10 protein-coding genes are annotated in these 11,904 nt (G+C 68.4%); 7 read left to right on the forward strand and 3 right to left on the reverse strand.

The window, feature by feature from the left end:
• Positions 1 to 68 precede the first annotated feature (68 nt).
• Positions 69 to 1,292, reverse strand: coding sequence for an acyl-CoA dehydrogenase family protein (locus ACVXZ4_RS03825; protein WP_461796908.1), 1,224 nt, complete (start codon positions 1,290 to 1,292; stop codon positions 69 to 71).
• Positions 1,293 to 1,398: 106 nt separating this feature from the next.
• Here ACVXZ4_RS03825 and manA point away from each other — a divergent pair, with 106 nt between their 5' ends.
• Both manA and ACVXZ4_RS03835 read left to right on the forward strand, forming a co-directional pair.
• Positions 1,399 to 2,610 (forward strand): mannose-6-phosphate isomerase, class I, encoded by a 1,212-nt coding sequence (manA, locus tag ACVXZ4_RS03830; protein ID WP_461796909.1) that lies wholly within the window; start codon positions 1,399 to 1,401, stop codon positions 2,608 to 2,610.
• Between the two features lie 243 nt (positions 2,611 to 2,853).
• Positions 2,854 to 3,861, forward strand: coding sequence for a hypothetical protein (locus ACVXZ4_RS03835; RefSeq protein ID WP_461796910.1), 1,008 nt, complete (start codon positions 2,854 to 2,856; stop codon positions 3,859 to 3,861).
• 84 nt (positions 3,862 to 3,945) lie between these two features.
• Here ACVXZ4_RS03835 and ACVXZ4_RS03840 read toward each other — a convergent pair whose 3' ends face one another.
• Positions 3,946 to 4,914: a GlxA family transcriptional regulator gene (locus tag ACVXZ4_RS03840; protein WP_461796911.1), complete on the reverse strand. Its 969-nt coding sequence runs from the start codon at positions 4,912 to 4,914 to the stop codon at positions 3,946 to 3,948.
• Positions 4,915 to 5,130: 216 nt separating this feature from the next.
• Between ACVXZ4_RS03840 and galE the strand changes: the two genes are divergently transcribed.
• The 4 genes from galE (at position 5,131) to ACVXZ4_RS03860 (ending at position 11,161) form a co-directional block, all read left to right on the forward strand.
• Positions 5,131 to 6,120, forward strand: coding sequence for a UDP-glucose 4-epimerase GalE (gene galE, locus ACVXZ4_RS03845; protein ID WP_461796912.1), 990 nt, complete (start codon positions 5,131 to 5,133; stop codon positions 6,118 to 6,120).
• Positions 6,121 to 6,302: 182 nt separating this feature from the next.
• Positions 6,303 to 6,644, forward strand: coding sequence for a WhiB family transcriptional regulator (locus tag ACVXZ4_RS03850; RefSeq protein WP_461796913.1), 342 nt, complete (start codon positions 6,303 to 6,305; stop codon positions 6,642 to 6,644).
• A 184-nt stretch (positions 6,645 to 6,828) separates the two neighbouring features.
• On the forward strand, positions 6,829 to 9,654 hold the full coding sequence (locus ACVXZ4_RS03855) for a glycosyltransferase family 2 protein (protein WP_461796914.1): 2,826 nt from the start codon (positions 6,829 to 6,831) through the stop codon (positions 9,652 to 9,654).
• Positions 9,647 to 11,161: a DUF5719 family protein gene (locus ACVXZ4_RS03860; protein WP_461796915.1), complete on the forward strand. Its 1,515-nt coding sequence runs from the start codon at positions 9,647 to 9,649 to the stop codon at positions 11,159 to 11,161. The genes ACVXZ4_RS03855 and ACVXZ4_RS03860 overlap by 8 nt, the downstream gene beginning before the upstream one ends.
• A gap of 4 nt (positions 11,162 to 11,165) precedes the next feature.
• Here ACVXZ4_RS03860 and ACVXZ4_RS03865 read toward each other — a convergent pair whose 3' ends face one another.
• The gene (locus ACVXZ4_RS03865; RefSeq protein ID WP_461796916.1) at positions 11,166 to 11,603 is read right to left on the reverse strand and encodes a metallopeptidase family protein; all 438 of its coding nucleotides are present in this window, start codon (positions 11,601 to 11,603) and stop codon (positions 11,166 to 11,168) included.
• Positions 11,604 to 11,702: 99 nt separating this feature from the next.
• Between ACVXZ4_RS03865 and ACVXZ4_RS03870 the strand changes: the two genes are divergently transcribed.
• On the forward strand, positions 11,703 to 11,891 hold the full coding sequence (locus tag ACVXZ4_RS03870; RefSeq protein WP_461796917.1) for a DUF3499 family protein: 189 nt from the start codon (positions 11,703 to 11,705) through the stop codon (positions 11,889 to 11,891).
• Positions 11,892 to 11,904 lie beyond the last annotated feature (13 nt).

Here is an 11,904-nt window from a genome sequence, read left to right on the forward strand (position 1 = left end):
GGTATGGGGTGCGGGGTTTCGCCACGCGCCCTCGTTCCTCGGGCGCTACTCAACCAGCAGGGTGGTGGTTAGACGAACGCCGCCTTGCCGGTGATCGCGCGCCCGACGATGAGGGTGTTCATCTCGCGCGTGCCCTCATAGGAGTAGATGGCTTCGGCATCCGCGAAGTACTTCATCACGCCGTAGTCCATGACGATGCCGTTGCCGCCGAAGAGCTCACGGCACCACGCCACGGTCTCACGCATGTGCCGGGTGGTGAACTCCTTGGCGAGCGAGGAGTGCTCGTCGCGCTGGGTACCCTGGTCGAGCATGTCGGAGACGCGGGTGACGACTCCGATCGACGAGGTGATGTTGGCGAGGCTCTTGGCCAGAAGCTCCTGCACCAGCTGGTGGCTGCCGATCGGCTGGCCGAACTGGATGCGCGTGCCCGCATAGTCGACGGCGGCCTCGTAGGCGCCGACCGAGTTGCCGACCGCGGCCCAGGCCACCTCGGCGCGGGTGAGGCGGAGCACGGCCGCGGTCTCGCGGAACGACTTGGAACCCTGGAGGCGGTTCGCCTCCGGAACGATCACGTCGGTGAGCACGATGTCGGCATTCTGCACGATGCGCAGCGCCTGCTTGTTCTCGATGCGCTTTGCGGAATAGCCCTCGGTCGTGGTCGGCACGATGAAGCCCTTGACCTGGTTGTCGTCGGCATCGCGGGCCCAGATGATTGTGACGTCACTGATCGACCCGTTGCCGATCCAGCGCTTGGCGCCGTTGATGACCCAGTGGTCACCCTCGCGCTTGGCGACGGTCTGCAGCCCCTGGGCGGTGTCGGATCCGGAGAGCGGCTCGGTGAGTCCGAAGGCGCCGAGCAACTCGCCGCTGGCGAACCGGGGCAGCCACTCTGCGCGCTGCTCTGCGGAGCCGGCGACGGCGATCGAACCCATCACGAGACCGTTCTGCATTCCGACGAGGGTCGCGACCGAGGCATCCACCCGCGCCAGCTCGAGGGCGACCCAGCCGCGGAAGGTGGCGCTGTTGGGGAACTGCTGGGTCTCGGGGTAGGACTGGCCGAAGAGGCCGAGCTCGGCGAGGCCGTCGATGATGTGGCGGGGGAAGAACTCCGCCTTCATCCAGAGGTCGTTCATGATCGGTCGCACCTCGGCCTCGAGGAACGCGCGGAGCTTCACGATGTACTGCTTCTCGTGGTCGCTGAGCAGACTCTCGTAGCCGTAGAAGTCGCTGACCAGCGGGGTGAAGGGGGCGAGCTCGGCGGAGGCGGGCGAGTTTTCGGCGGTGAGGGTCATGGGGTCTTCCGTTCCGTGGAGGGGTTCCGCCACTTTAAGTGCCGATTCTGGGCGTTGACCAAGCGATTGGTAGTTTTGTCTAACCCCCGATCGAAGGAACCCGCGGATGTTTGTAGGCATCACCAACACCCCCCGGCCATACGCGTGGGGGTCGACCACCGCGATCGCCCAGCTGCTCGGACACGAGGTGACCGGAAGCCCCGAGGCGGAACTCTGGCTCGGCGCGCACCCGGGCTCGCCGAGCGTGATCCTCGATCCGACTCAGACGGGCGGCGCGACGGATCTCGCGGAGTGGATCGACGCCGACCCGACGACCACACTCGGGAGGTTCGCGGCATCCGGTCGGCTGCCGTTCCTGCTCAAGGTGCTCGCGGCTGCCTCGCCGCTCTCACTCCAGGCGCACCCGACTGTTGAACAGGCACGAGCGGGCTTCGACCGCGAGAATGAGCTCGGAATCGCCCTCGACGCCCCGGAGCGCAACTACAAGGACGCGTTCCCCAAGCCAGAGCTGATCTACGCGCTGTCGCCCACCTTCGACGCACTCTGCGGATTCCGCCCACTCGACGAGGTGCGAGCGCTTCTGCACGCACTCATCGATGCGTCGCTCGCCCTCGAAGACCCGCAGCCGCAGCCTCTCGAAGACCTCCTCGATTCGCTGTCGGGATCGGATGTCGCGCTGCCGGAGACCTTCGAATGGCTGATCGGCCGGCGCACCGGCGTCGCGACCCTCGTGTCGCTCGTGACGACGCTGGCGTCTCGCGGCGTGGCGGGCTACGACGCCGAGATGGCGACCGTGTCCCAGCTCGCGGAGGAGTACCCGGGGGATCCGGGAATCGTGATCGCCCTGTTGCTCAATCGGGTGACGCTCGCGGCAGGCGAAGCGCTCTACCTGCCCGCCGGCAACATCCACGCCTACCTCAGCGGGCTCGGAGTCGAGCTCATGGCCGCCTCCGACAATGTGCTCCGCGGTGGGCTCACGCCGAAGCACGTCGACGTGCCCGAGCTGCTCGACGTGCTGGACTTCACGCCGGTGCCGGTGCCGTACCTGCGTTCGACATCCCCCGCCGATGGCGTCGCCGCCTTCACCCCGGATGTCGCGGACTTCGAGCTTCTCCGCGTGGACGGGATGTTCCTCGATGCCTCGGTCACGCTCACGGGGCCGGCAATCGCGCTGTGCACCGCCGGCGAGGTGTCGATCTCCGGCGCCGCGTCATCCGTCGCGCTGGTGCTCGGGGACGCGGTCTACATCACGCCGGATGAGGCGGGGCTGCGGTTCACCGGCTCGGGCACGGTATTCGTGGCGACGACGGGGTCGTAGGCGCGCTCGGCCGTCCGCCTGGCGTCGTCGGCCGACTCCCTGCCGAGACTTTCCCCAAAACGCAGGAGATTCGCCGCGAAACGCCGTCGTCTGCCGCCGGAGGGGCGGTTTGGTGGCGGATCTCCTGCGTTTTGGGAAGCTGTGGCGGGGTGACCTCTCCCTCCGGAAGCGTCGCGGACGACGATCTCCCCACACCGGCAGGCGGCGGCCTACGCCACATCCGAGTGCCGGGAAGCTACTCCGATGATGCCCATCGACACGCTCCTGCGACAATCCGGTTGGTTCCTGCGACGAAGGGACCTGCTGGCGCTCGGCCACACCGACAAATCGATCCGTGCCGCGCTCGGTGACCGCCGGATCTTTCGGGTGCGGCAGGGCTGGTACTCGGTTCCGGATGCCCCGGAGCTAGCGATCCGCGCGGTGAGGGTCGGCGGGCGGTTGACCTCGATCTCCGCGCTCGAGTCGTACGGGATCCCCGTTCCTCGGCGACCGGGAATCCACGTCGCGGTGAAAGCGACAGCCAGCCGGCTCCGGTCGACACATGATCGCCGGGAGCGCCTCGCGGGCGAGCGCGATGTGCGCATCCACTGGGTCGACCGCGTGGCATCCGCGGGTTCCCGGTGGAGGGTGTCGAGTGATGACGCCCTCTTGCAGATATTGATCGACGAGCCACGGGATATCGCCGTCGCATGCGCGAGTCTCGTGATGCATTTCGAGCGGTGGACCGATCGCCGGATGGACGCCGTGTTCGCCCGCGCCCCTCGGGAAGTGCGAGCGTGGCGGCGGTTGGTGAGTCCACTTGACGAGTCGCACGGTGAGACCTTTTTCCGGCTCTGGGCCGGGGATTCGGGACTCTCGGTGGTTCAACAGGTGTCACGTCGGGGGGTCGGGCGACTCGACTTCCAAGTCGGGCCGCACACCTTCGTCGAGATCGACGGTGGTCAACACGATCCGGAGTGGACGACCACGGCATCGAACTCGTGGGAGAAAGACCACGACAGGGACACGACGATGGCGATCACGGGGGACCGCGTGCTGCGGTTCACCTACCGCCAGCTCTACGGCGATTTCGCGCGCATCCTTCTGGCCGTGAATCGATGCCGGGCGGACGATTTCGCGCTCATGACGATCCGAAAGCGCCGGCCATATCGCCTCAATGTTCATCGAGCCCACGTTCGCGGCATCCTCTCGCGGTCGACAGCGCGATCTCACGTCCAACGAAAACGCAGGAGATTCGCCACGAAACCGTGACGTCTGCGGCAGAAGGGGCGTTCCGGTGGCGAATCTCCTGCGTTTTGGGGAGGCGGGGAGGCGCTCCGCAGCGGCGCCGGATGCCTACGCCGGCACCCGCTCGCAGAACGCGCGCCGGTAGGCCGTCGGGGTGGTCTGCAGCACCTTCACGAAGTGGTGACGCATCACCGCTGCGGCACCGAATCCGGTGTCGGCGGCGACCGTCTCGAGGCTCAGTTCGGTCTGCTCGAGCAGCTGCTGGGCGCGGATGATGCGCTGCCGATTGAGCCACGCCGCGGGCGTCGTGCCCATGTCGGCCCGGAACCGGCGGGCGAAGGTGCGCGGGGACATGAGGGCCCGGCGCGCGAGCTGCTCGATCGGGAGGTCTTCGCCCAGGTTCTGCAGCATCCATTCGGCGACCTCGGCGAAGGAGTCAGCGCAGTCGTCACTGAGTGGAGCCTGGATGTACTGGGCCTGGCCGCCGTCGCGCTGGGGCGGCACCACCATGCGCCGGGCGACGACGTTGGTCACTGCCGCTCCGAGTTCCTTGCGCACGATGTGCAGGGCGGCATCGATGCCGGCCGCGGTTCCGGCGCTCGTGACGACCCTGCGGTCCTCCACGTACAGCACATCCGGGTCGACTGTGGTTCGCGGATACTGCTCGGCCAGCTGTTCGGCGTGCATCCAGTGGGTCGTGGCGCGGCGACCGTCGAGGATGCCGGCCTGGGCGAGCGCGAACGCACCGCTGCAGACACTCAGCACCCAGGCGCCGCGTGCTTCCGCGGCCCGGATCACCTCGAGATAGCGCTCGTCGATCGGGCCGAAGGAAGCCGGATCCACCGAGTGCGCCGGCACCGCGATGAGGTCGGCATCCGCCGCGACATCCAGGTCGGATTCGATGATCATGTCGAAACCGAGGCTGGTGCTCACGGGACCCGGGATGGCGGTCGCGATGGTGAAGTCGAACGAGGGGCCGCCCATGTCGGAACGGTCGATTCCGAAGACCTCGCAGATCACTCCGAATTCGAAGGGCGTGACTCCGGGAAGGGCCAGGAGCACGATCTTCTTCAGCATGAGAACTCCACTGGGCCGCGGGGGTGGCAGAAACGAACCGAACAGTGGCAAGCCTGCCACTCGTGGCAGCAACTCACAAGTCATAGATTTTCTGCCATGATCGCTTTCGCACTCGTCATAGGAACACTCACCGTGTGGGCCGTCGTCGGCTCGATAGTCGTCGGTCGGCGAGACGGGTACGGCCGGCAGCCCGAACGACCCCACTAGCCTGTAGGCATGACCTGGTTAGTGACCGGCGGCGCCGGCTATATCGGTGCCCACGTGGTTCGAGCGCTTCAGGATGCCGGGCTCACTCCCGTCGTGCTCGACGATCTCTCGAGCGGACATGCGGAGTTCGTTCCTCATGGTGTCGCCTTCGTGCATGGCACGATCCTCGACGGCGACCTGGTGCTCGACACCCTGGGCCGGCACGGGGTGACCGGGGTCATCCACGTGGCAGGCTTCAAGTACGCCGGAGTGAGCGTCCAGCGTCCCCTCCACACCTACGAGCAGAATGTCACCGGCACCGCGGTGCTGCTCGCCGCGATGCAGGACCGCGGGGTCGACCGCATCGTCTTCTCCTCGAGCGCTGCGGTCTTCGGCACTCCGGATGTCGACCTCGTCACCGAGGACACCCCGAAGAATCCACAGTCGCCGTATGGGGAGTCGAAGCTCATCGGCGAATGGCTGCTTCGTGACCAGGGCGTTGCCACCGGGCTCCGCCACACGTCATTGCGGTATTTCAACGTGGTGGGCTCTGGCGATCCGTCACTGCGGGACACCAGCCCGCACAACCTTTTTCCCCTCGTCTTCGACGCGCTCGCCGAAGGGCGCGTGCCACGCATCAACGGCGACGACTACCCGACCCCCGATGGCACAAACGTGCGGGACTACATCCACGTCTCCGACCTCGCCGTCTCGCACGTGGCCGCCGCTCGCCGCCTCGACGCCGGGGAGCCGCTCGAGCCGGCGTACAACCTCGGCAGCGGAGACGGCGTCTCCGTCGGCCAGATCATGACGACGGTCGCGGATGTCACGGGCATCCCGTTCACGCCGGAGATCGGCCCACGCCGCCCCGGAGACCCTGCTCGCATCGTCGCCGCGGGTGACCTCGCCGCCCGCGACCTCGACTGGACGATGCGGCACAGTCTCGCCGATATGGTCTCCAGCGCCTGGGTTGCACGGCAGGCCGCGCCCGCGGGCGTCGACGGGGACTCAGCCCTCTGACAGGGTTTCGCCGATGGCGCAATATATGCTGCCCCCCATTTGAGGGGCCCGGCGCGTCGCGAACCCTCGAGGCGGGATTGAGCGTTTACGATTTGCGACTTGACGTGGGCTAACTACACCGGTGTAATTATCCCTAACGCGTTCACGCAAGTCGTACGTGATCGCGGAGGGGAGACTGTGTTATGGCGCCAGAAGAGTATCGCCGCGCTGTACCAGGGGGCGTCGTCCCAGACAACTGGTTCGTGGACCCGGTGCGACTGGGTGTACCCGGTGTGCGGCAGGTCGATGCATCGGCCGGTGATGAGAACCAGTTGGCGTGGCAGAGCGACTCGCTCTGCGCACAGACCGACCCGGAGGCCTTCTTCCCGGAGAAGGGCGGATCCACGCGAGACGCGAAGAAGATCTGCACCTCCTGCGAGGTACGCAACCAGTGCCTCGAGTACGCATTGGCCAACGACGAGCGATTCGGCATCTGGGGCGGGCTGTCGGAGCGCGAGCGCCGGAAGCTGCGCAAGCGCGCTTAGCTCAGACGCTCTCTCGTGCACCTACCGTTTTTACGACCACCCTCACGTGCACACAGGGAGGTGGCGAGAAAAACGGACGGTGGATCACGATCACCGGGTCTCGGGTCACCGCTGGGCCAGCGAAACGCGCGCTCCCGTGCGTGTCACCTCGCGCTGACCGCCGAGCGCGCCTAGTCTCGACAGGATGCAAACGAGAGTCACCGCGATACTCGTTGCCCGGTCGGGGGCGGCGCACCTCGAACGAACCCTCGCGGGCCTCGCCCGCCAGACCCGGCGACCGGATGCGATCGTCGCAGTGGATGCCGGATCCAGCGATCGCACCGCGGAACTGCTCGCGGCATCCGGTCCCACCCAGCTCGTGACGACGACCGGCAAGGTCGATTTCGGTGGCGCAGTCGACCGGGCGTTGACGGTGGCCGCGCCCGCAGAGTCGGTCAACGACTGGCTCTGGCTGCTTGCCCACGACAACGCCCCGCAGCCCGCCGCCCTCGAAGCACTTCTCGGGGCCGTGGAGATCGCGCCTTCGGTCGCTGTCGCTGGTCCCAAGCTGATGCGCTGGGACGAACCCGATGTCATCGCCGAATACGGCGAGACCATGACCTACTACGGCGCATCCATCCCGCTGGTCGAGGGCGAGCTCGACCAGGCCCAGCACGATGTGCGCTCCGACGTGCTCGGAGTCGCCGCCGGCGGGATGCTGGTGAGGCGCACCCTCTGGACCGCTCTCGGCGGCTTCGACCCGGCCCTGCCGAGCGTGGATGCCGCCCTGGACTTCTCGGTGCGTGCGCGCCTGGCCGGATTCCGCGTCGTCGTCGTGCCCGGAGCGAAGGTCGCCAGCGACGGCGGTCCCGAGATGTTCGGGCGTGCGACCGTCTCCGACCGTCGCCGTGCGAGCACCCGCCGAGCGGCGCAGTTGCACCGCCGACTCGTCTACGCACCCGCAGCGGCCCTGCCCTTCCACTGGCTGTCGCTCCTGCCACTCGCGATCATCCGTGCCTTCGGCCAGCTGCTGGCGAAGCGTCCCGGAGCCGTGGGGGGAGAACTCTCCTCCGCCCTCTCCGCAGCCTTCGGGGGCAGTCGCATCGGGCCGGCACGACGCAGCCTCAAGCGCACGAAACGGGTGGGGTGGGCGTCCATAGCGCCGTTGCGGATGCCACCCGCTGCGGTGCGCGAGCGCCGGGCACAGGCGCGCGACGCCGGGCGAACGCAGTCGGCGGTCGTCGTCACCGAGGCCCGAGCCGGATTCGTCACCAACGGCGGATTATGGGTAGTGCTGCTCGCCGGCATCATCGGCCTGATCTCGTGGGGGTCCCTCATCGGAGCTCCCTCCCTCACTGGAGGGGCGATGGCGCCGCTGAGCGAGACGGTGCACCAGCTGTGGTCGCACGTCGGGTACGGCTGGCGGGAGATCGGGGTCGGGTTCGCCGGCGCCGCCGACCCCTTCAGCTATGTGCTTGCAGTGCTCGGGTCGATAACTTTCTGGTCGCCGTCCTTCAGCCTCGTGCTCCTCTATCTTCTGGCCCTCCCGCTCGCCGCTCTCGGGGCCTGGTTCGCCGCGCGACAGTTGGGCACGCGCGCCTCACTGCCGGCCCTCGCCGCCTTCCTCTGGGCGATCGCTCCTCCTCTCACGGGCGCGCTCGGCGGAGGACACCTCGGAGCGGTCTTCGCTCACCTGCTCCTGCCCTGGCTCGTGCTCGCGGCGCTGAACGCTCCGCGGTCGTGGGCGGCGTCCGCGGGAGCCGCTCTGCTCTTCGCGGCCATCGCGGCATCCGCCCCAAGCCTCGTGCCTGCACTCGTGATCGCGCTGCTGGCCTGGATCGTCGCCCGCCCGCGAAGCATCCACCGGCTGCTCGGTATCCCGATCCCGGCGGTCGCGCTGTTCGCCCCGCTCATCGTGCAACAGGCGCTGCGCGGCAACCTGCTCGGCCTGTTCGCCGACCCCGGGGTGCCGGCACCGACGGCCTCTGGAACCCCCCTCCATCTCGCGCTGCTGTCACCGTCCGCGGGCCTCGACGGCTGGGCCGCCGTCGCGTCGTCGTCCGGGCTTCCGGGCGTCTCGGCATTCGTGATCGTGGCCGCCCTGCTCCTGCCGGTGGGTGTTCTCGCGTTGCTCGCCCTGTTCGTGCCGGGTTCCCGTCGGGCGATCCCGTCCATGATCATTGCGCTGCTCGGGTTCGCGACCGCCGTCGCCGCCTCCCACCTGCAGGTGTCGCACCTCGGATCTGCCGCCGTTGGGATCTGGACCGGATCCGGCCTCAGCCTCTTCTGGCTCGGCCTGGTCGCCAGCGTGCTCATCGCCCTCGATGCGATCGGTCGATTCGCCATCCCGGTGGGAATCCTCACCGCGGTGACCACTACCCTTCTCGTGCTTCCGATGCTCGGCAGTGTGCTCCTCAAGACGACCCCGGTCGAAGCGGGCGCTCGCATCCTGCCTGCCGTCGTCACGGCGGAGGCCGACGAACATCCCCGGGTCGGCACCCTGGTGCTCACACCCCAGCCCGACGGCGGCCTCGCCGCGACGGTGCAGCGGGGGTCAGGATCCACCCTCGACGACCAGTCGACCCTCGCCGCGACCTCCACCACACCGGATGCCACCTCGCGTCGCGTCGCGACCGTCGCGGGCAACCTCGCCTCGCGAAGCGGATTCGATGCCGGTCCCGAGCTCACAAAACTCTCGATCGGATTCGTGCTGCTCACGCCCGACGCCACCGCAGTCCACAAGCGCACCTCGGAGGCATTGGACAGCAACGCGCTGTTCGCCCCGGTCGGCGCGACGGACAACGGGCTCCTGTGGCGATTCTCGGGGCTGTCGGACGAGAAGACGATCGTGCCCCCCGGCAACACCGACACCGCACTCGGCAACCTCATCCTGGTGGGCCAGGGCGTGATCTTCGGCATGACCCTGCTGCTCGGCATCCCGACTGCGCGTCGCCGTCGTCGCCTTGCCGTGAGCGGATCGAATCCGGGTGCGCCCGCCGATACCTTCGATGGGGATGGTGAGAATGACTGATCCGACGGAACCGGTCGAGACTCGCGCCTACGTCACCGAGGTCGAGGACGTCGCCGAGCCGGTGACCAAGGCGCCGCGCACCGCCCGCGGGGTCGTGCTCGTCGGAGCCCGCATCGTCACCGGCCTGGTCGGTGTCGGCGTCGCCGCCGTCGCGATCGGGGCGGCCGTTCTCGTGCCCCTGCCGAGCCACCAGGTGACTCCGGCCTCTCGGGTCATCACGCCCGTGGCATCCGCCCAGCAACGCGTGTGCGCGGGTCCCCTTCTGCGGCTCGGCGATGATGCGGGACAGGCGGCCACCGCGGTCTCCTCCGTCGGCAAGCCCGCGGTTCGCTACAGCCAGTCGGTGGGCAGGGCGACTCTCGCTCCGCTCGCTTCCACCGACAGCACCACCGGTGTCGCCCCCGACCTGCTCACGCTTCCGCCGCGGTCCGACTCCTCAACCCGACTGCCGCTGCTCTCCGGCAGCCAGTCCCAGACGGTGTCGTCCGGTGACCTCGTCGGGCTCGCCGCCGCCGAATGCGCGGAGCCCAGCAGCGACAGCTGGCTCGTCGGCGGCGCCACCGACACCGGACGCACCACCCTCATCACCCTCGGTAACCCGAGCAACGTCGTGGCGACGGTGAACCTCAGCATCTTCTCCGAGACGGGTCCCGTCGTCGCCGCGGGAACGGACGGCATCGTCGTGCCCCCGGGCGGCCAGCGCGTGCTGTCCCTCGCCGGATTCGCCCCGAACATCGTGTCCCCGGTGGTGCGGGTGCAGAGTCGTGGCGGCCAGGTCGTCGCCGACCTGCAGCAGTCGATCGTACGCACCCTCGAACCCGGGGGAGTCGACGTGATCGGGGCTTCCGCCGACCCCGCGACCCTCACCGTGATCCCGGGAGTCGTGCTCTCGAACGGCACAGCGGTGGCGGCGCGCCAGGCCGAGAGTGGATTCGGCGACCTGAGGTCGATCATCCGGCTCTATGTTCCGGGCGTCGACTCGGCCCGCGCGGAGATCACCATCGCGCCGGAGGACGGCTCGGAGGCAGCGACACCCGTGCGGGTCGTGGTGCAGCCCGGAATCGTGACCGAGGTGCCGCTCGATTCTTACCCCGACGGCAGCTACACGGTGACCATCGCCACCGACAAACCGATCGTCGCGGGCGCGCGCACCTCGACGGTCGGCACAACCGGTCAGTCCGACTTCGCGTGGTCGACGTCGACGACGAGCGTGTCCCGTCGTGCGCTGGTGACCATCGCGCCCGGCCCGACGCCGCTCCTGCACATCGCCAATCCGACGACGAAGGATGCAACGGTCACCCTCGCGCAGGCGGGCGAGGCCGACATCCCCCTCTCCGTTCCGGCCGGCCGCACCGTTTCCCAGCCGGTCACCGGCGGGTCGAGTTACACCCTCACCGGCTACGCCGAGATCGCGGTCTCGGTGAGCTACCTCGGCGACGGCCAGCTCGCAGGGTTCAGCCTGAGCCCGTCGGCGCCGGCCTCGCGCCCGATCGTGATCTACCCCTAAGCACTCAGAGGTGGCGGAAGCGCTCCGGGGCGAGATCCCACGGGTCTTTGCCCAGCAGTTCGGCGACGGCGCGGAACACACAGCTCTCGATGAGCATGCGGCGGTGCAGGTCGTCGGTTCGTTGAAGGCGCGCGAGCCGCTCGATGGGCAGGCGGTACAGGATCACCCGCTTCTCCGGCACGATCACGCACCAGCGGTCGATTCCTCCTGTCGGCGCGATCTTGCTCGGCAGGCCGGCCACCTCGAACGAGACGCCAGCGAGCTCATCCGGCCACAGGTCCTTGAGATATTCCGCGGTCGCCGACACCGTGAGATCGAACAGGTCGGAGCGGGTGTGAAGCAGTGGCAGCTGGGGCCCGGTGACGGCGGAGCGGATGCCACGGCCGTGCCGGTCACGCGACCCAGGCCGCGCTGACGGGCGGACTATCCGGGAGCGAGCCATCCCTCGATTCTACGCGGCGGGATCCGGCTGGCCGCGGCGCTAGGGTTGAAACAAATGGACGGTCGGCCGTGTAGCAAAGTCGCGTGCGCGAACGACGCCGTGTCTACCCTCACCTACGTCTACGCCGACTCGATGGCCGTCCTCGGGCCGCTCAGTCGCACGGCAGAGCCGCACAGCTACGACCTGTGCGCGAAGCACTCCGACCGGCTGTCGGTGCCGCAGGGCTGGCAGGTGATCCGGCACGTGTCGCTGGGTTCCGCGGGAGACCCCCAGCAGCGTTCCGGATAGAAGCGCCCTGTAA

Source organism: Lacisediminihabitans sp. FW035, assembly GCF_054880895.1.